Genomic DNA, 19,278 nt, shown 5'->3' with positions numbered 1-19,278 from the left:
ACCTGGACCCTAGACAAGTCCCATCGTTGCAGGTCAGGAGCACTCTCCGCTTATTTGATCAAGCCTCGGACAACTCGCCCCGTGAAAGCGCGAGGCTAACGTCAGAGAAGGGGCACGTCGTGGCTGGGGCGGTCGGCTCCACGGCTTTAGCCACCTCCCCGGTCAGGGTCCCGCGTCGAGCAAGACCAGGGGGCCACTCGTGCTAATTGCGGTCAGGCCCAAAGCCTGCCCGAGTTGCCAACCAGCGTACGGCCCCCTGATCATGCTCGACCCCAGACCGGGCAGGCCACCGGCCAAACCCGCTCCGCCGACCTCTCGCACCGTCGCCCACTATCCGTGGTCTATGCAGCGTGACCGAGCAATGACAAACTGTGCGCATGCGACGGGTACACCTTGAGGCCGCTGAAGACCATGTGGAGCGTCTTGCTCGCGAGAACGACCCCGTCGGGGCAGTGAAAGAGATTATCTGGAACGCATTAGACGCGAACGCCACTAAGGTGACCGTCGAAATCGAAAGATCTGCCACCGATACGGTGGAAAAGATCACTGTGACGGATGACGGCGACGGCATGTCCCCGGAGCTATGCAGCTTGACGTTTGGCAGGATCGGCGGCTCCTGGAAGAAAATGCAAAGGGTTAGCGAGAGACTTGGTCGACCTCTGCATGGTCGCACAGGCCAAGGACGCTTGCGCGGATTTGCCCTCGGCTCGTCCATCAAATGGACTACTGTCGCCGACGCCGTCGGCGGTCGTTTTGCGACCATAATCACGGCTCACCGGTCCTCACGAAACGACTTCGACATTTCCGAAGCGACGGCACATTCGGGGGATACCGGAACCGTCTTCGAGGCGTGGGGCAGGCAGGCTGTAGTACTCAATAAGCTCATTCAGGAACGCGCCTTATCGCAAATCACGACAGAGTTCGCCCCCTATCTGTCAATGTTTCCCGACGTCGAGATTCGCTACGACGGGAAGCGCATTGACCCCACTTCGGTAATTCAGAACCAGAAAACATATCCCGTCGAATTCTCGCACGATGGTGTTGACAACCGCGCGACTCTCCGCGTCATAGAGTGGGACATGCGCGTGGATCGCGAACTACACCTTTGCGATGTCGACGGCGTGGTCATAGACATCGTTGACGCAAGAATTCAGGCTCCGGGATTCGATTTCACTGCGTACGTACTGTGGGCAGATATGCCCCAACACCGGGGCGAATTTCTGCTTGACGAGGCAGCCTATGGTCCTGTTAGTTCTCTTCTAGCGGCAAGCAGGTCGATTCTTCGGGATCATTTCAAGTTTCGCGCCGTCGAGCGTCGTCACGAGATCGTCGAAAAATGGAAGGAGAATGATCTATACCCATATCAAGGTGACCCGTCTTCCGATACGGAGAGAGTCGAGCGCGACACCTTCGACATCGTAGCGACGACTATCCAACGACACATGCCCCGTCCACAGAAGCACTTGAAAGCGACCCTCGCCTTGCTACGTGAGTCGGTGAAGCATCAGCCGGAGAACGTCAATAGGATTCTCGATGAGGTGTTCCGCCTCAATTCCGAAGACAAGACGGAGCTAAGTCGGCTGCTGGACCGCACTAGCTTGTCGAGTATCATAAAGGCATCCAGCAGTGTTGCGGACAGACTCGACTTCCTGGCCGCCCTTTCTCACATGGTCTTTGATCCGGAAGTTCGCAAGCTTGTTAAAGAGCGAACCCAACTCCATAAAATTCTCGAAAACGAGACGTGGATCTTTGGTGAACAGTTCAGCCTGCTTGTAAGCGACAGGTCTCTGAACGCCGTGCTAGACAGGCACCTGCACATCCTCGGACGCGAAGAACGTGAGCCAAGCCCGGTGCTTCGCGAGGACGGGACCGTTGGAATCGTCGACCTCATGCTGTCCCGTGCTCGAAAAGAGCACGACCGTAGGCAACACCTCGTGGTGGAGCTGAAGGCGCCGAAGGTCAACGCCGGCGACGACGAACTTAGGCAAATTAAGAGTTATGCAAAAGCCGTGGCCATGGATCCTCAGTTCGCCGACGTAAATGTTGAATGGGACTTCTGGCTCATCGCGACGGGCATCGGTGGAATGGTCGATATGGAGGTAGACCAGAGGGATAAGCCTCATGGGTGCGTCTGGGATTTCTCGCGTGGGCCCATGACTGTACGGGTGTGGGTTAAGAAGTGGTCGGAGATCATTGAAGAGTGCAAGGGGAGGCTTCACTACTTCCAAGAGAACTTTGACCATGATCCCACGGTTGAGCAAGCGATCGAGTACTTGCAACATCACCACTCCGGCCTGCTGCCCGATGCCCTGGAAAGGCACACCCAAGAGGTTAATGAGGAAGAGGCCAGCTAACGCGGTTCATAGCCAGGGCTAGAAAGCCTCAAGTAGGGATCCGATGCAAGTAAGCGCAGCCGTCAATGCGCTGGGTAAATCGTCCGTCCAGGTCAGCGGCCAACCGACTGCAGGTGATTGCAGCGCGTCAAGCTCAAGCTCGTATCTGCGAAGCGCTAGCTCCGCCTCGGCCTCTTGGGCCGGCTTCCCGAGCTGATGGCTTGCTGGTGACCTTGCCCCGATCGATCGGCGCTGATCGGCTCAGCCCATGACCGTGGACCCCAGTGAGTACGAGAAGGAAATGCCAATCGTTGCAGCCTTCGCGAAGATCGAGCGGGTCGTGTATCGGACCCGCGCCTCACATGCGGGACAGCCGTTCGCGGCGGTCCATCAGACGCTTGCCGAAGCGTTACAAGACGAGGGCGCCCAACGTGTCGTGCATGGACAACCGCGGACGCCCACGGATGAATCCGGCCGCTCGCCCGTAGTGAGCCAGTCGGGGAATTTTTCCATTTTTTGTCCGTAGTAGAGCGAGACTGAGAACAGCAACCCAGGGGGTCCAGTGGGCGACCAATCGAACGAGCAGAGACCGCAGAGACCCAGCCGGCGTCCCGACATGGACTTCACGCCGGTCCGTAATGGAATGGACTACCTCAGCAGTGCTGTCCTGTACCTGAGTGGCAGCGCTAGTGTGCTGTTCGACGCGTTCGGTCTGACACCGCCACCGACGACGAAAGTGTCCGAGCTGCTCGCACCTGACCGTCCTCTCAGCGATCGCGATCTCAAGTACGCCGTACTCCACCTGCAAGCGGCCGCCGAGGTTCTCCTCAAGGCGCGGCTCGTACGCGAACACTGGAGTCTCGTCTTCAAGAACCCCGGCAACGCCACGCGCGCCGCCTTCGAGCAGGGCAAGTTCGACAGCTGCACCATGGACGCCGCCTTGGACCGCCTAGTCAGCATCGCCGACGTGCCGATCACCTCGGACCAACGTGAGGCAATCAAGGACCTTGCCGAGACCAGGAACGCACTGACCCACTACGGCCACACGGCGAACGCGTACGCAGTCGAGGCTCGCGCCGCCCGAGTTCTGAGCTTTCTCCTGGACTTCGTGCCTCTTCACCTGCACCCGGTTCTGTCCTCCGAAGCGCAGTTGGTAGAGGAGACCATGGAGGCCGTCCGGGAGAAACTCCGGGACATCGAAGCTCTCGTGAAGAACCGGATGCAGGAGCTGACGGGCATACTCAGCGGCCGTGAAGACCGAACCGTTATCTGCCCCCAGTGCAGGCAATGGGCGCTGGTCATCGGCGGCGGGGATCTCGTAACCTGCCATTTCTGTCTGGCGTTCCTGGAGCCAGTGGACGCCGTCATCCTCTACTGGATGGATGTTCTCGGCCAGGACGAATCCCTTGGCGCTGTGGACTGTCCCGACTGCGGAAGCGAGCACATGATCATGTGGGTGACCACCGCCGCGGACAAGAACGAGGAAGTTGGTCTCTGTTTCCGGTGCGGCACGGTCTACAGGAAGAAGGAGCGAGGGGAAGCGCAAAGCATGAGCTGAAGGGTTCGTTCGCAGGCACCTACCGTCCGCCTCGACCAGTCGCGTGCGTGATCACGCGTGACAACCCTGGAGGGTTCGTGGAAGCTACCACTATCGTCAGTCCCGATCGGTTGTGGTCGGCGCAGGAGGTCTTGGTGCGCCGGAGCCCAGTCCCAGCGGTGGCGGGAGTCTATGGGTGGCACTTTACGGAGCCGCCCCACCGAGACCTGGACGCCGGGCGCCTGCTGTACGTCGGGATAGCCCCGCGGTACATGGCGAACCGGACCAGCACTCAGAACCTGCGCAAGCGAGTGCGCTACCACTACCGGGGCAACGCGGCCGGCTCGACACTGCGACTCACCCTGGGCTGCCTGCTCGGACTCGAGCTGCGCCGCGTGGGCAGCGGCAAGCGGATGACCTTCGGCAAGGCCGGCGAAGCCACCCTGAGCCAGTGGATGGCGGACAACGCTCAAGTGTGCTGGATCGAGCAGAGCGAACCGTGGGGCCTTGAGTCACAGCTCATCTCCCGACTCGACCTCCCGCTGAATCTCGACCAGAACCGCCACAACGCGTTCCATAGCCGCCTGAAGGAGATGCGGGCCCAAGCCCGCGAGCGAGCACGGGAGCTGCCCATCAGTTCGTAGACCATCGGATGGACCGACCGCCGGGCGGAGTCGTTGACGCACCGAATGGGAGTTGGAGTGCGTGGTGAGAGAGGTCGACACGCCGGTGCCGCTGGCAGCTGCCGCGCTGAGCCTCGCTAGCGGCTTGGTCGTCTTTGGTGATACACGGTGGGCTGTAGCGCAGAAGCCACAGCCCACCGTACTGTGTTGCTAGATCCTCCGGTCGCTGCTACTTGACGAAGAGGATGTGGTAGCTCCCAGTCAGGACGATTGCCGTCGTCACGACCAGGGACTTCAGGCGGGCGGTTCGGCGCTCATCGGCAATGGCGAACCGAACCGTCTGCCCCATTTCCTTGAACATGTCTCTCATCTTTTGCTTTGCCTCCAATCTGTAGAGGCGCCGGATGGAGCCTCTACCCTTCCTAGTAGTGGAAAACAAAAAAGCCCGACTTCAATTTGCGCGACAGAAATGTTGCGCAAAAAGAAATCAGGCTATGATTTCGGTTCCAGATATTAGATTGACAATGTTCACACTCTGGGGCTTCTGACATCATCCACGGAGAGGTTTACCCTCACCCGCTGCGTGTCGGATACCCGAGTCATAGATTAACCTAGCATGCCTGACTATGACTCAGCAAGGGCTACCTGTAACGAAGTTGGCCAGAGGTACGGCATGCAAGGCGACTGCCCTCGCAGGCCGCGACGCGGTCGGGGCGGCCAGCGGTGACCGATCCAGCAGAACTACGAATCCGAAGGCCTCTGACATCCACGGCTGACATCAACGGCGCCAGACGGAGGCGTACAACTGCAACCCTGTCCGGCCATGGCATCAGCCGTCGGCAGCGTCCGAAGCGGGTGCGGATCGAACTCCTAAAGCAGGTGTCGCAGGTTCGAAGGCTACCTGGAGCATCAATCGGGTTGCGCCCGGCAAGGGGGAGGCCCGATCCTGCTGCGTTCACCATCGTCGCTTCAGAAGGGCCGCACCGGTGACCACGACGAGCACGCACGCCCTCGCAGGACTCCAGGCCGTAGACCCACGCGTCCTCCACTTCACGCCACTCGGCCTCGGTGGACCCATGCAGGCCGAGGACGCCGCGGACTATCAACAGCGTCTCGTTGCCAACCTCGTTCTGGCCGACGACGTGGCACAGACAACCCGGCAAAAGTTCGAGCAACTGTGCGCCGGCTACGTCCAGGGGGCTCTGTGCTACGACCTGTTCACTCTGGTCGCGGACGCCGCCCAACTGACCCTGGAACAGGCACTGCGGGACCGGTTCGCCGCCCACCACGGAGGCAGGATTACCGTCCAGGACAGAGCGGCGTGTGAACACCAGATCATTTACACCACCTACCCGGACTTCTACGAGCAGTACAAGAAGGTTCGTGGATCCAAGATTCGCATGGGAACCTCAAACACCTGGAGGGGATTCAACGCGACGCTCGACGGTCTGCTGCTGTGGGCGCGGCGCGAAGGGCTGGTGCGCGGACAGCGGAACCGGCACAACGAGCGAGCCAAGAAGGCCCTCCGGAACCTGACCGCCCACGGTACGTTCCACCTCCTCACGCCTGTCGAGGCCTACAGAGCCTTGTCCGACCTCGCAGAGATCATTAACCATCTGTGGGGCCATTCGACGCCGGGCGGCCGCCTCTACCCAGCCCCTATCACGCGCGACGTGGTGGCCATCGGCTGGGACAGCACCACCGGCTCAGTGGTAGCCGGACACGCCGCCCAATTGGCCCTTGAAGACAAGGACGACGAACTCACTTACGTACTGGTCCGCGCGGTCTTCTCACCCGGCGAGCGTGACGATCCGAACTTGATGGAGTACGACGCTCGACACGCCACCACGCACTTCCCAGCCCAGTACCTATGGGGGCCAGGCAGCCGTACGCAGGCGATCGCCTGGTTCGAGGAGGCAGCGCCCGAGCCTGACACCTGCGACCACCTGGACCAAGTCTTCGTGGTTCGCGTCCACGAGGGCCGCGTCCACCTGCCGATGTACCCGGGTGTCGCTGGGGCGCTCCAACAAGCGGAACGCCAGGGAACTTGGTACGCGATACGCGCCGACGGCCCAGCTGAGGTGTTCGCACACACTCGCGCGCTGTCAGCGACCGAAAGTGGACATGCGCGGATGGGCGAATGTCTGCATTGCCCGGTAGAGACCATCGCGAGTGGGGACCTCCACAGCGTTCTCCGTGCCGCCCAGGCCGCTGGCAGCGACGTCACCACCGTGGTCGCACCTGACGTGCGTACCCCATTTGCTGACCTGATGGTTCCCCGGTTCATTACTGTCTCGTCGTAACCGCCCTTGCGGTGGGGCATGCCGCACTAGCTGGGCACGGACATCCGCTGCGCCCCTGGATTGCCACCCCCACTGGCCATGCAACCGAGAGTTCGAGACGTACAGGTCGTGCCAGACGCGTGCGTGCCAGACGCGTGCCAGATTGTGCGGGGAACCGCGGGGAACATCGGGGAAACCAGAGGATCCGCCTACTGGGCGCCAGCTGTTTCCATCGCAGGTCAGGTTAGCGGCAGTTCCTAGATCACCTCAGCTTCCCAAGCTGAGAGTCTGAAGGCGTGTACGTCGAGCGCTTCGCTTTGGCCCCCGTTGCGTCCAGCTGCGGTGACCATCCAAAGCCCGTTACACGGCCGAACGACGACGCAAGGGAGCACTAGCGAACGTACCGGAATCGAATGTTCTAGGCCAAGGTGGGCAAACCCATCGCATGTCGGCACCCGGACATAACGAGCAGCAACGAGCCGAAGAAGCTCGCCTATGGGAACAACTCATCTACGAAGGTGGGATGGTGTTCCAGGTTGGGAACGTCTTCCTGCTGGCCGAGTCCCTCCTGATCGTCGCCTATTCGGCTCTGCTTGCCTCAGGCAACAGCGACCGTGCCGGTGAAGATCTACTCGTACTACGCGTACTCGCCACCTTCGGCCTCATAACCTCAGCTGCTTGGTTCTACATGGCTCACCGGCAGTTGCGGTTCGCCCGCCGACTGGAACGCCACGCCGCCTCCCGGCTGCCTGACTATGCGGAGATGGTCTCTTACGCCAGTTCGCCAGGCATGGAGTCCAAACTCTTGCTGGCGTACCTGATGCCAGTCGTTGCAGGGATCATGTGGGTTCTGTTCCTCGTGATTGTGTAATGGGCGAGCCGACTTGGGACGACGAATGGCTCTATCCTATCCCGAGATCATCCTGGGGTCCCATGGGCTGTGCCCTGTGAAGCCGATCAACAATAAGTACTGGTACTTGAGCAGTTCGAACGGCGATGGCAGTGGCGCCAACTGCTGTGCCCTACGGCGACCGCTACGAGGCATTTGACACTTTGCGGCCCGTTGGCCGGCCTCGCTCTAGATCAGCACAGCGAGGCCGGTCTCAGTTTCCGTCTCATTCAGCCCCGTTCACAGCCGTTCAGACCAGACCAGGAGCCAGGTGTGCTCCGCCGACTAACCACGCGTGAACCCCGGCGAACGCCCCCGCACACGTCCCACCATCCCACCCCCACAGTTGGAAGGCGTGTTGTCCTAGCTCGGACCTCACCTCAGAGGTCGTGCCCCACGGATGCAGCGGTTGCATCTATGGAGTTGCGTCAACGGCGTCCCGAGGCGGCTTCCGCTCCAGTCAGTCCCGTCCGCAGAGGCGCCACGTCACACGTGTTCTGTGGCACTCGGCCGGGTGGGACGCCAATAATGAGCCTCTCGAAGGCGACCATGCACCGTTAGGACTATCTATCGCACACTCTTACGGATTCCTTAATTGTTTAATCGCACCACTCGGGAGCCAGATGGGAGGTGGTAAGGAATATCTGCTGACTTGATGGAATCAGGTGATTACTATGTCGGCTCCCCCATCGGCACCCTCCTCCACTCCAACGCCAGCTCCGCCGGGAAGCTCTGGTACCCCTTCGGCGCTCCCTTGGACGGAGAGGCACCCTACCCTGACAAATGCGATCAGCCACGTTTTGGTGGGGGTACTTACCCTCGCAGGAGGGTTCGGCATGGGGTGGTGGACGCAGGAAACGGACAAGCCGAAACCGAAGCCCTCTGCCGGAATTAGCGCGCCCCAAAACCCGAGTATCGGACTTACTACAGCATTTGCAGGGCAGATCAAGAACCGTCCGCAAGGGTACGCGGTCTGGGCGATCACAAGAAGTGTAGAGACAGGCCTTTATTACCCGAAGAGGAAAGCTTGCCTGGTAGAGAAAGATCAATGGGATTGTGGCCCGTCGGTTCGCATCGGCGCAAACGGCGACCATAAGAAGGCGTTTGATTTGTACGTCGCGCTAGTCGACACGGAAGGCGCCATCGCGATCCAGAATTATTTTTCCGGAGTCACGTACCAAGGGCATAAGGAAGGCTTGGATGCGCTACCAGAGGGAGTAACAATGCTCCACAAGGTTCGAGTGGTGCGCGACTGAAACTGGCAGGCCAATGAACCTTTGGGGCGTACGCCAATGCTGCCCGGCATACGCCCTGCGGACGTAGCAGCAGCGTCAACAGCGTGCGCCAGTACCACCTGCCAGACTCGCCTGGGTCCGCTTCCGCGGGCATGGGCACTGCACCACCGTCCCCTGCCGCCGCACTGAGTGTCTAACTGCGTGACAACGCCGACGAACAGCAGCGGACGAGCGCGAACGTCTGCGGACCGTCATCGCAGTTCACTGGCAAACCAGCCCAAGGCACAACCCCCACCCAAGTTGCTTCGGGACGAAGAGGTCGTGGGTTCAAATCCCGCCACCCCGACAGATGTGACAACAGGTGGGGCACCTACTGGATCAGTAGGTGCCCCACCTGTTTCTGTGTGTGCGTCCGGCCGGCCTGTCAGGCGTGGGCGGTACTGTCCTCGCGTGGCAACAAGCGCGCTGTTCAGTACCGACGACCTCTCCCTGCCCGAGTCTCTGCGGGAGGCCGTGGAGCACGGAGAGGTGTTTACGCGGGCTTGGGTGGTCGAGCTCATTCTGGATCTTCTGGGCTATACGGCGGAGAAGGATCTGTGCGAGCGGAGGCTCGTGGAGCCTGCTTGTGGGGGCGGGGCGTTTCTGGCTGTCGTTGCCTCCAGGGTTAGTGGCTCCTGCCGAGAGCACGGGCGGCCCATCACCGATGCGATTACCGCCGTGCGTGCCTTTGACCTGCTGGAACGGAATGTCGAGCAGAGCCGGTCGTTGATCGTGACAGTACTGAGGGACGAGGGGTGGGGGGCGGAGGACGCCAAGAAGGTCGCTGCAGCATGGGTGCGGCGGGGGGACTACCTGCTTCAGTCGGATGACGAGCACCGTGCCGACTATGTCGTCGGCAACCCTCCGTACATCCGTCTCGAAGACGTTCCCGATGATCGGATGGCCGCTTACCGGCAGGCCTGCTCCACCATGGGGGGGCGCGCCGACGTCTACGTCGGTTTCTATGAGGTGGCCCTGCGCAGTCTCAACCCAGGTGGACAGCTGGGGTTCATCTGCGCCGATCGTTGGATGCGGAACCAGTACGGGCGGCGGCTTCGCCAGTTGGTGACCCGGCACTTCAGCATGGATCTCGCGCTCGTGATGCATGATGTCGATGCCTTTGAGGAGCAGGTTTCGGCGTATCCGGCGATTACGCTCATCTCGAACCGGGCCCAGGGCGCGGCGGTTGCCGCGGATGCGGATCGCTCCTTCGGGGCGCAACAGGCTCGGGGCTTCGTCGACTGGTATGTGGGAGGCGAATCGTCCGCGGTCTCCACGGGGTCGTACGAGGCTGCTCGTATGCCTCATTGGTTTCCGGAGGAGGATTCCTGGCCTGCCGCCTCGCCCGCGCGGCTCGCTGTGCTGGAGGAACTCACCGAGCGGTTCCGGCTGCTGGAGGACCCCGAGACCGGTACCAGGGTGGGTATCGGGATCGCCACCGGCGCGGACAAGGTCTTTCTCACCAAGGACCCTGGGCTTGTCGAGGCGGACCGGCTGCTGCCCATGGCCATGGTGCGCGACACGACCAGCGGCACGATCGACTGGGACGGCACGTACCTGGTCAACCCCTGGGCGGCCGACGGTGATCTGGTCGACCTCGGCGGCTATCCGCGCCTTGCCGCGTACTTCGAGAGGCACAGTGAGGTTCTGCGCAAGCGCTATGTCGCGGTCAAGCAGCCCCATCGCTGGTACAAGACCATCGACAAGGTCGATCACCGGCTCACCCGTCGGCAGAAGCTGCTGTTTCCGGACATGAAGTTGAGGATCCATCCGGTCCTTGATGAAGGGGGCTTGTACCCTCACCACAACCTGTACTTCATCGTCTCGGACGTCTGGGACATGCGTGTACTCGGTGGCCTGTTGCTGTCCAGGGTCGCGGAGGCGTTCGTGGAGGCGTACGCGGTCAAGATGCGCGGGGGCACCCTCCGGTTCCAGGCCCAGTACCTCCGGAAGATCCGGGTACCGGATCCGGCGACGATCAGTGAGAGCGACGGGGCCGCTCTCGCCGACGCCTTCCGCAGACGCGATGTGGAGGCTGCCACCGAGGTCGCTCTGCGTGTCTACGGGCTCGCCGAGCTGCCTGACTAGGAGGAACCGATCTTGACGGTTACCCGCCAGGACTTCGAGGACGCCGTCGCCGCGTACTGGGGCGCCAAGGAACTGCAGCGGGAGCAGTCCGCGATCAAGGCCGCCGTGGGGGCGGGTACGGCGGGCTCCGTGCGCGGGGGCAAGCACTTCGACGCCATCGCCGTGCTGCTGGCCAAGTTCTTCCTCGACGCGGGGTATCCGCCCGAGAGCATTCGTGTCAGCAAGTCCCAGGGGCTCGAACTGCCCGGCTACTTCCGGCCGCAGAAGCAGTGGGACCTGGTCGTCGTGCACCGGCGCACCCTGGTGGCCGCCTTCGAGCTGAAGGCGCTCGGCGGTCCGTCGTTCGGCAACAACTACAACAACCGGGTCGAGGAAGCGCTCGGCAGCGCCGTCGACCTGCGCCATGCGGCCCTGGCCGAGCTGTATCCGGGCGAGGAGCCCTGGCTCGGGTACTTCTTCATCATGCAGGACGAGGCGGGATCGCGTAGGCCCGTCAGGCCGGCCAGAGGTGCCTTGCCGGTGGAGCCGGTCTGGGAAGGCATGTCCTACCAGGAGCGCTTCGGTGTCTTCTGCCAGCGGCTGCTGTCCGAGCGGCTCTACGACGCCGCCTGCTACATCACCTCTTCCGCCGCCGACCCCCAACCGCACGAGCCCGTCGACAGGCTCGACTGGCGTCACTTCTCGGCGGCCATCAACGCGCGTCTGACGTACCTCAAGGGCCTTGGGTTTCCCGGTTAGTCAGTTGTCTCCGGCGCGGACCGATGAGTTTTGGGGGCCGGCTCGGTCCTCTACGCGTCACGGTCGTTCGCTCGACAGGAGATCATCGTCATGACCGCTGCCGCCAAGGGGCCCGCCAGCTACTTTCCGTCCATTGAGAAGAAGTACGGGCGGTCGATCGAGGAGTGGCTGGGGCTCATCAAGGGGTCGCCGCTGGAGAAGCACATGGAGCTCGTGGCGTGGCTCAAGGGGGAGTTCGGGATGGGGCACGGGCATGCCAATGCGCTCGTCGCGTACTACCGGGCCAGTGCGTCGTAGGGGTCCTTGGGCGGGTTCACCGGGGTTGCCCTGGTCACCTTCAGGTAGGGGATGAGGGCGCCGTTCACCGGGTCCTTCGTTGTTTCGGGGGTGTAGGTGCCCTCTACTCGTAGCCAGGTGTCCGGGCGCAGGACCGGGGGGACCTCGCCGGTCAGGGCGACCTTTACCGGTTGGGCGTCCGCCGCGCAGCAGTTCAGGGTCATACGGACCAGGTATGGGGGGCCTGACGGGGGTGTGGCTACGAAGCCCTCGATGCGCAGGTGACGGTTCTTCAGGGTGCGGCCCTTGTCGTAGGCCGCTCGTGCCGCGTAGTCCGTCAGGGGGAGGCTCAGGGGGTTGTCCGGGGGGAGGGGGTCGTAGGCGTACGGCTCTTGCAGGGCCGTTCCCGCGCGTACGGCGGTGTAGGAGCCCAGGGCCGGTGGGGCCACCAGGATCAGGGCCAGGATGGGGAGGGTCAGGAGCCAGGTGGTTTTGGGGGGCTTGTGGGGTGCCGTGCCTGACTTTCGGTCGTACCAGAGTGTGGCCAGCGCGGTTGTGATCAGGACCGCTGCTGAGAGCAGGAGCAGGGGGCGCAGGCCCTCTTTCACGTAGCGGAGGTACAGGTCCGTGGTGCCCGCGCGGAGCAGGGATGCTCCCAGCAGGAACAGGAGCGCCGACTGGGCCTGGCGGGTCATAGGAGTACCGTTCCGGTCGCTGTGGAGACGGCCACGGCCAGGAGGAAGGTCGTCGGGGCGAAGCGCAGGGCGAAGGAGCGGCCGAAGGTTCCCGCCTGCATCGCGATCAGTTTCAGGTCGACCATGGGGCCCACTACCAGGAACGTCAGCCTGGCCGTCAGGGAGAAGTGGGTCAGCGATGCCGCCACGAACGCGTCCGCCTCCGAGCAGAGGGAGAGCACGACCGCCAGGACTCCCAGGGCGAGGATCGCCGCCCAGGGGTTCGCCGCCAGGTCGCTCAGCCAGGCCTCCGGTACCGCTGCTTTCAGGGTGGCCGCCGCCATGGCGCCCAGGATCAGGAAGCCGCCCGCGTGCAGTACGTCGTGGCGGACCGAGTCCCAGAAGGCCGCTGCGCGGGGCTTGCCCTCGTGGGACGGGTGGGTCGGGGGGCGCAGCCAGTCCGTGCGGCCCAGGCGCAGCCAGAGCCAGCCCATCGCGCAGGAGACCAGGAGGCTGGCTACCAAGCGGGCCAGGACCATCTGCGGGGTGTTCGGGAACGCCACCGCCGTCGCGGTCAGGACGACGGGATTGATCGCCGGGGCCGAGAGGAGGAAGGCCAGCGCCGCGGCCGGCGGGACTCCTCTGCGGATCAGGGCTCCGGTCACCGGGACCGACGCGCATTCGCAGCCCGGCAGTACCGCGCCTGCCGCGCCTGCCACCGGGACCGCCAGGGACGGGCGCGTGGGGAGGGCGCGGGTGAAGAACGAGGGGGGTACGAACACCGCGATCGCCGCCGAGAGCAGGACGCCCAGCACCAGGAACGGCATCGCCTGGACGACGACCGCCACGAACACCGTCGTCCACGTCTGCATCACCGGGGAGGAGAGGGCTCCTCGCAGCGGGTTCTGTACCAGGACCGCCAGGATGAGGACGGTGATCAGGGTCAGTGGGGTGCGGTCGGTGGGGGCGGTGGCGGCGGTGGGTTTCGGTTCTTTCTGGGAGGGGCGGGGGCGGGTTGGGGTCGCCAATGGGTCGCGTCTCCCGTGGGATGGGGTGGGGTGGGGTGCGTGCTGAAGGGCGCCTTCTGCTTCCCTTTCTTACGGGTTGGCGGGAAGGGGCGTTCAAGGGCGCCCTCCCTGCGGTGGGGAAGGCGCCCTGGTCCGTCAGCGGGGCAGGTGGCGGGACGCGAAGTCCAGTTCCAGGCGGACCTGTTTGATGCGCTCGTCCACGACGAGGGAGCCGTGGCCCGCGTCGTAGCGGTAGACCTCGTGGGGGGCGTTGCGGGATTCCAGGCGCTTGACGTAGTTGTCGATCTGGCGGATCGGGCAGCGGGGGTCGTTGACGCCGGCCGAGATGTAGACGGGGGCCTTCACGTCGTCGACGTAGGTGATCGGGGACGATGCCTCGAAACGGTCCGGGACCTCCTCGGGGGTGCCGCCGAGGAGGGTACGGTCCATGGCCTTCAGGGACTCCATCTCGTCGTGGTACGCCGTGACGTAGTCCGCGACCGGGACCGCCGCGATGCCCAGGGTCCAGGCGTCGGGCTGGGTGCCGAGGCCGAGGAGGGTGAGGTAGCCGCCCCAGGAGCCGCCGGTGAGGATCAGGCGGGCGGGGTCGGCGAGGCCGGAGGTGACCGCCCATGCGCGGACCGCGGCGATGTCCTCCAGCTCGATCAGGCCGACCCGGTGCTTGAGGGCGTCCGTCCAGGCGCGGCCGTAGCCGGTGGAGCCGCGGTAGTTGACCCTGACCACCGCGTAGCCGTGGTCCACCCAGGCCGCGGGGCCCGCCGCGAAGGCGTCGCTGTCGTGCCAGGTCGGGCCGCCGTGGATGGAGAAGACCGTGGGCAGCGGGCCGGTCGCGCCGGCGGGCTTCTGGATCAGGGCGTGGATACGGCCGCCGGGGCCGTCCACCCACACGTCCTCGACCGGGACCGAGCCGGGGGACTTCATGCCGGGCGGGTCCAGGACGACCTTGCCGGTCGTCGAGCGGACCGTCGACGGCTCGGCGGCCGAGGACCACAGGAACTCGACGGTGCCGTCGGGGCGGGGCGTGGCGCCCGAGACCGTGCCCCGGGGCGTGGGGATCCTGGTCAGGGTGTGGGTGGTGAGGTCGTAGCGGAAGAGTTCGCTGCGGGCCTCGAAGCTGTGGCCGACCAGCAGGGCCGAGCCGTCGGGGTACCACTCGGCGCTCACGTCGCCGGGCAGGTTCAGGGTCAGGTCCGTCTCCCGGCCCGTGGACACGTCCCAGACCAGGGGCTCCCAGCGGCCGCGGCGCTGGTGGCCCACGAGCAGACGGGTATCGCCCTCGACCGGGGCGAAGCCGAGGACCTCCAGGCCCAGCTCCTCGGTGCCGCCCTTGGTGTCGTCCAGCTCGGCGACCGTGGTGCCGTCCTGGCGCAGGACGCGCAGGGCGGAGTGCATCGCGTCGCCGTGCTCGGTGTGCTCGATGGCGATCAGCGAACCGTCGTGGGAGAGGTCGCCGACGCCCGCCGACTCGCGGTGCCGGTAGAGGACGGTCGGCGGTTCGCCGGTGCGGGCCAGGTGGATCGTGGTGCCCTCGTCGTCCGTGGAGCGACCCACGATCGCCGTACGGCCGTCGCGGCCGAGGGCGAGGCCCGCCGGGTAGGAGGGGTCCAGGCCCGGGGTGGCCAGTTCGTCCTCGCCGCCCGTGAACGGCTGGCGGCGCCAGACGCCGAACTCGTCACCGTCCTTGTCGTCGAACCACCAGATCCAGGCGCCGTCCGGGGACAGCACGCCGTCCGTCGTGCCGTTCGGGCGGTCAGTCACCTGGCGCTGCTCGCCCGTGGCGCGGTCCCAGGCGTACAGCTCGTACGTCCCCGTCGCGTTCGACACGAACAGGGAGCGGTCCGGGGCGTCCTCCGCCCAGTCCGGCAGGGACACGCGGGGTGCCCGGAAACGCTTCTCCCAGTCCGGCATGTCCCGGTTCTGCTGTTGCTGATCCGGCGCGGCGGACCCGTTGCTCTCAGTCATGGCCCCATAGTGCACGGGATCGCCGACATTGTGTCTGGCCTGGTCCTCAGGCTGTGGACAACTTTCGCCGGGTCCGCCGCGGGGTGGCTGTCAGTGGTGGGGTGCACAGTGGGCGGCATGACACAACTGCGGAAGAACGTGGAGGTGTTCTGGGCCGCCGCCGAGGCCCGGGACTGGGAGGCGTTCGCGGGGACGCTCGCCGAGGACGTGGCCTACGAGGCGCCCATGAGCCGGGAGCGGGTGCGGGGGCGGGAGGCGTACGTGCGGTTCAACCGGGAGTTCCCCGGGGACTGGCATGTGCGGGTGGAGCGGGTTGTCGCGGACGCGGGGGAAGCCGTGTCCTGGGTGCGGGTGACCGACGGGGACGACGTGCACGTGGGGATTTCGTTTTTCCGGGGGGACGGGGAGGGGCGGATTGTGGCGGTCACGGATTTCTGGCCCGAGCCCTATGAGCCGCCGGCCGGGCGGGAGCATTTGACCGAGCGGTACTGAACCCCCCGCGGGCCGGGTGGGTGGGGGGTGCCCGTACCGTGGTGGCGTGTACCGGTTTCTGCTGACGCCCCGCTGGTGGGGGATCAACCTCTTCGTACTGCTCGCCATCCCCTTCTGCGTCTTCATGGGGTCGTGGCAGCTGGGTCGGTTCGAGGACCGGGTGGCCGATCACCGGGGGGCCGAGGAGCGGGTCGCCTCTGCCGGGCGGGAGGCGGCTCGGCCGCTGTCGGAGCTGCTGCCTGTGGACAAGGCGACCGTGGGGAAGCAGGTCACGGCTACCGGGCGGTACGCGGATCAGTTGCTGGTGCCCGATCGGGAGCTCGACGGGCGGCGGGGGTTCTATGTGCTCTCGCTGCTGCGGGTCGAGGGGGGTGACGCGCTTCCGGTGGTGCGGGGGTGGGTGCCTGGGGATGTGGACGCGTCTGCGGTGCCCGATGCGCCTTCGGGGGTGGTGACTGTTACGGGGGCGCTGCAGGCCTCCGAGCAGCCGGGGGAGAACGGGGTGCCGGGGTATGGGGGGTTGCCTCGGGGGCAGGTGGGGGCGATCTCCGCGGCGTCTCTTGTGAATCTTGTGTCTTACGACGTTTATGACGCGTGGGTGACGCTGAATTCGGGGGACGGGGGGATGGCGGCCGTGCCGGTGAGTGTGGCTCGGGATTCCGGGCTGGATCTGAAGGCGTTCCAGAACCTTGGGTATACCGGGGAGTGGTTTGTCTTCGCCGGGTTTGTGGTTTTTATGTGGTTCCGGCTTTTTCGGCGTGAGGTTGAGTTTGCGCGGGATGCGGAGCTGGGGTTGGTGGAGGCGGAGGGTTCTGAGCGGGTGGGGGTCTGACGGGGCCGCCGTTGATTGCGGTGCCGTGCCGTTGATTTGCGGGGCGCCGCCGTTGATTGCGGTGCCCTGGGTTTCGTAGGAGCCGTCCGCTGGGGTCGCCGTGGGGGTGGGTGCGCTTGCCCGCGCGTGCGGGGTGCCTCCCCCAGAGGGGGGACCCCCAGCCCACCCGTGCCGCCCCAGCGGCACGACTGCCCGCAGCGGCGGCGGGTTCGGCGGTGCCGACTGCCCGCGGCTACGGACGTTCGGCGCTGTCGGTCGCCCGAAGCTACGTAGATACAGCAGTCCCGACTGCCTGGGCGGGCGCCGCCCCAACCGTTCGGATGGCCGCGGCGCCCCTGTCCCGCTACGCCCCCGCCAGGACTCCTGTCCAGTACACCGTGCCCGCGCAGGCGTTGGGGATGGTGGTCTGGGCTGGGGGGGAGCCCGGTTCCGGGGTGTTGGTGATGGTTACCGTGCCGTCGGCCGGGCCGTCCTCCGTGAGGAGTTGGGTGGAGGTGCCGGTGTCGCCGCCGGTGGAGGTGCCGTCCGTGGTACCCGTGCCGGAGGTCGGGGTGGGGTCGGGGGTCGGGTCGCCGCCGCCTCCGACCGTACCGCCGGTGTTGCCGCCGCTCGTGGGGCACGTCTCCGACGGGACCCACGCGAACTTCACCTCGTACGCCGAGCCCGGCTGCAGCAGCAAGGACGTCAGCTCCACGGACGGATCCGGCAGGGACGTCGCCGGGTCGCCCGAGGTGTGCCGGGCCTGCGACAGCTTCGTCGGGTCCGCCGCCCCTCCCGGGACCACGCTCAGCGTGCCCGGGCTGGTGACCGTACACGCCGACGCCGAGGCGTTGGAGAAGCGGAACGTGCCGTAGACCGCGCCGCCCGTGTCCGGCGTGCCCGCGCTCGCCCCGGCGACCGTCAGCTGCTCCGCCGTACAGACCGCCCCGCTCCCGTCGGTCGTCGCCTGCGGGTCCGCCGAGCCGCCCGACGGGTCGCCGCCGGTCTGCTTGCCGTCGTTGTCCTTCTCCCCGCCGCCCGGGTCCGTCTTCTCCGACTTGTCCGCGGCACCCGCCGACGAGCCGCCTCCCGCGTCGGGGTCCAGGCCCTGCGTGGCACCGCCCTGCGCCTCGGTGCCGAGTCCCGCGACCGACGGGTTGGCCCCCGACCCGGTCGACTTCGACACATGCACCAGCGCCGGGACCGCCGTACCGACGAACAGCGCCGCCGCCGCCATGCCGACCAGCGCCTGACGCTTGCGCGCCCGGCGGGCCGGCACCGCCCGCCGCAGGTGCTCCAGCGTGCCCTCACGCGGTTCGATGTCCTGCACCGCGTTCTGCAGCAGCTGCCGCAGGTCCGACTCGTCCAGGTCGTCCGGGCCCGCGGTGTCCCCGTCGGACGGCTCGTCCGTCCCCCGGACCGCGGCCCTCAGCCGGTCGAGCCCGGCGAGGCCGTCGAGGCCGTCGAGGCCGTCGAGGCCGCCAAGATCCTTGGGCCCGTCGGCGCGCGCCTCGTCCTCGCTCAGGCCGTCCCGGCCGTCGTTCACCGTCTCGTTCCCACCGTGCGATTGCTCAGGCGTCCGGTCGTCCCCGGGGACGTGGCGCCGCCGTTCGTCGTGGTCGGCGCTCATGCCGGCGCCTCCATCGCGACCCGCAGCGCCGCGATGCCGCGCGAGCCGTATGCCTTCACCGAGCCCAGGGACAGGCCGAGGGTCTCGGCGACCTGGGCCTCGGTCATGTCGGCGAAGTAACGCAGCACGAGGACCTCGCGCTGGCGCCGCTGCAGACCCTTCATGGCCTTGATCAGGGAGTCGCGCTCCAACTGGTCGTACGCGCCCTCCTCCGCGCTCGCCATGTCCGGCATCGGCTTGGAGAGCAGCTTCAGGCCGAGGATGCGGCGGCGCAGGGCCGAGCGGGAGAGGTTGACGACCGTCTGGCGCAGGTAGGCCAGGGTCTTCTCCGGGTCCCGGACCCGTTTGCGTGCCGAGTGGACGCGGATGAACGCCTCCTGGACGACGTCCTCGCACGAGGCTGTGTCGTCGAGCAGGAGCGCCGCGAGACCCAGCAGCGACCGGTAGTGGGCGCGGTAGGTCTCGGTGAGGTGGTCGACCGTCGTACCGGCGGCCGCCGTCTCCTCGGCATAGGGCGTCTCGGAGCCGTCGCGCTGACTGGGGATGCGGGTGGGCCGCGCTGCGGGCATGGGTGCGATCACCGGCATGCCGCCGGGCGTACCGGACATGCGGGTGCGTCGGTAGGGGCGCGGCGGCCGGAG

At 65.6% G+C, this 19,278-nt stretch carries 18 protein-coding genes; 12 read left to right on the top strand and 6 right to left on the bottom strand.

The window, feature by feature from the left end; all coding sequences use genetic code 11:
• The first annotated feature begins 377 nt into the window (after nucleotides 1-377).
• The 4 genes from ACZ7L7_RS33260 to ACZ7L7_RS33245 all read left to right on the top strand — a co-directional run bounded on the left by ACZ7L7_RS33260 (nucleotide 378) and on the right by ACZ7L7_RS33245 (nucleotide 4,514).
• A complete protein-coding gene (locus ACZ7L7_RS33260; RefSeq protein WP_453600292.1) occupies nucleotides 378-2,354 on the top strand; it encodes an ATP-binding protein in 1,977 nt (658 codons plus the stop codon).
• 247 nt (nucleotides 2,355-2,601) lie between these two features.
• A complete protein-coding gene (locus ACZ7L7_RS33255) occupies nucleotides 2,602-2,859 on the top strand; it encodes a hypothetical protein (RefSeq protein ID WP_453600295.1) in 258 nt (85 codons plus the stop codon).
• 90 nt (nucleotides 2,860-2,949) lie between these two features.
• Nucleotides 2,950-3,891, top strand: coding sequence for a hypothetical protein (locus ACZ7L7_RS33250; RefSeq protein WP_453600298.1), 942 nt, complete (start codon nucleotides 2,950-2,952; stop codon nucleotides 3,889-3,891).
• Complete coding sequence (locus ACZ7L7_RS33245; protein ID WP_472077833.1) at nucleotides 3,786-4,514, top strand: GIY-YIG nuclease family protein; 729 nt, start codon at nucleotides 3,786-3,788, stop codon at nucleotides 4,512-4,514. The genes ACZ7L7_RS33250 and ACZ7L7_RS33245 overlap by 106 nt, the downstream gene beginning before the upstream one ends.
• A 208-nt stretch (nucleotides 4,515-4,722) precedes the next feature.
• Here the strand turns inward: ACZ7L7_RS33245 and ACZ7L7_RS33240 are convergent, their stop codons facing one another.
• Entirely contained in the window at nucleotides 4,723-4,854 is a 132-nt protein-coding gene (locus ACZ7L7_RS33240) for a hypothetical protein (RefSeq protein ID WP_365805306.1), read from the bottom strand.
• Between the two features lie 715 nt (nucleotides 4,855-5,569).
• On the opposite strand from ACZ7L7_RS33240, the gene ACZ7L7_RS33235 reads away from it, so the two are divergent.
• The 6 genes from ACZ7L7_RS33235 (at nucleotide 5,570) to ACZ7L7_RS33210 (ending at nucleotide 12,061) form a co-directional block, all read left to right on the top strand.
• Nucleotides 5,570-6,796 (top strand): hypothetical protein, encoded by a 1,227-nt coding sequence (locus ACZ7L7_RS33235; protein ID WP_453600304.1) that lies wholly within the window; start codon nucleotides 5,570-5,572, stop codon nucleotides 6,794-6,796.
• A 424-nt stretch (nucleotides 6,797-7,220) separates the two neighbouring features.
• Complete coding sequence (locus ACZ7L7_RS33230; protein WP_453600307.1) at nucleotides 7,221-7,646, top strand: hypothetical protein; 426 nt, start codon at nucleotides 7,221-7,223, stop codon at nucleotides 7,644-7,646.
• An 854-nt stretch (nucleotides 7,647-8,500) separates the two neighbouring features.
• Complete coding sequence (locus ACZ7L7_RS33225; RefSeq protein ID WP_453600310.1) at nucleotides 8,501-8,920, top strand: hypothetical protein; 420 nt, start codon at nucleotides 8,501-8,503, stop codon at nucleotides 8,918-8,920.
• A 429-nt stretch (nucleotides 8,921-9,349) separates the two neighbouring features.
• Nucleotides 9,350-11,026: an Eco57I restriction-modification methylase domain-containing protein gene (locus ACZ7L7_RS33220; RefSeq protein ID WP_472077832.1), complete on the top strand. Its 1,677-nt coding sequence runs from the start codon at nucleotides 9,350-9,352 to the stop codon at nucleotides 11,024-11,026.
• Nucleotides 11,027-11,038: 12 nt separating this feature from the next.
• Nucleotides 11,039-11,764, top strand: a complete 726-nt coding sequence (locus ACZ7L7_RS33215; RefSeq protein WP_453600315.1) for a PaeR7I family type II restriction endonuclease — start codon at nucleotides 11,039-11,041, stop codon at nucleotides 11,762-11,764.
• Nucleotides 11,765-11,854: 90 nt separating this feature from the next.
• On the top strand, nucleotides 11,855-12,061 hold the full coding sequence (locus ACZ7L7_RS33210; protein WP_285514269.1) for a DUF4287 domain-containing protein: 207 nt from the start codon (nucleotides 11,855-11,857) through the stop codon (nucleotides 12,059-12,061).
• Here the strand turns inward: ACZ7L7_RS33210 and ACZ7L7_RS33205 are convergent.
• From ACZ7L7_RS33205 to ACZ7L7_RS33195, 3 genes are all read right to left on the bottom strand, one after another.
• Nucleotides 12,040-12,735 (bottom strand): TIGR03943 family putative permease subunit, encoded by a 696-nt coding sequence (locus ACZ7L7_RS33205; protein ID WP_472077831.1) that lies wholly within the window; start codon nucleotides 12,733-12,735, stop codon nucleotides 12,040-12,042. The two genes, ACZ7L7_RS33210 and ACZ7L7_RS33205, sit on opposite strands and share 22 nt — an antisense overlap.
• On the bottom strand, nucleotides 12,732-13,742 hold the full coding sequence (locus tag ACZ7L7_RS33200; RefSeq protein WP_472077830.1) for a permease: 1,011 nt from the start codon (nucleotides 13,740-13,742) through the stop codon (nucleotides 12,732-12,734). The genes ACZ7L7_RS33205 and ACZ7L7_RS33200 overlap by 4 nt, the downstream gene beginning before the upstream one ends.
• Nucleotides 13,743-13,877: 135 nt before the next feature.
• Nucleotides 13,878-15,704, bottom strand: coding sequence for a S9 family peptidase (locus ACZ7L7_RS33195; RefSeq protein WP_285514272.1), 1,827 nt, complete (start codon nucleotides 15,702-15,704; stop codon nucleotides 13,878-13,880).
• Nucleotides 15,705-15,821: 117 nt separating this feature from the next.
• On the opposite strand from ACZ7L7_RS33195, the gene ACZ7L7_RS33190 reads away from it, so the two are divergent.
• Entirely contained in the window at nucleotides 15,822-16,196 is a 375-nt protein-coding gene (locus ACZ7L7_RS33190; RefSeq protein WP_285514273.1) for a nuclear transport factor 2 family protein, read from the top strand.
• 46 nt (nucleotides 16,197-16,242) lie between these two features.
• Entirely contained in the window at nucleotides 16,243-17,028 is a 786-nt protein-coding gene (locus ACZ7L7_RS33185; RefSeq protein WP_285514274.1) for an SURF1 family protein, read from the top strand.
• 343 nt (nucleotides 17,029-17,371) lie between these two features.
• On the opposite strand, the gene ACZ7L7_RS33180 is transcribed toward ACZ7L7_RS33185, so the two are convergent.
• Both ACZ7L7_RS33180 and ACZ7L7_RS33175 read right to left on the bottom strand, forming a co-directional pair.
• A complete protein-coding gene (locus ACZ7L7_RS33180; protein WP_472077829.1) occupies nucleotides 17,372-18,637 on the bottom strand; it encodes a hypothetical protein in 1,266 nt (421 codons plus the stop codon).
• Nucleotides 18,634-19,245 carry a SigE family RNA polymerase sigma factor gene (locus tag ACZ7L7_RS33175; RefSeq protein WP_453600506.1) on the bottom strand — a complete coding sequence of 204 codons (612 nt, stop codon included), beginning with the start codon at nucleotides 19,243-19,245 and terminating at the stop codon, nucleotides 18,634-18,636. Before ACZ7L7_RS33175 ends, ACZ7L7_RS33180 begins: the two co-directional genes overlap by 4 nt.
• Nucleotides 19,246-19,278 lie beyond the last annotated feature (33 nt).

It is taken from the genome of Streptomyces sp. NPDC110618 (genome assembly GCF_055657065.1).
The sequence above is the reverse complement of the archived record's forward strand: the minus strand, read 5'-3'. Positions and strand labels throughout refer to the sequence as shown.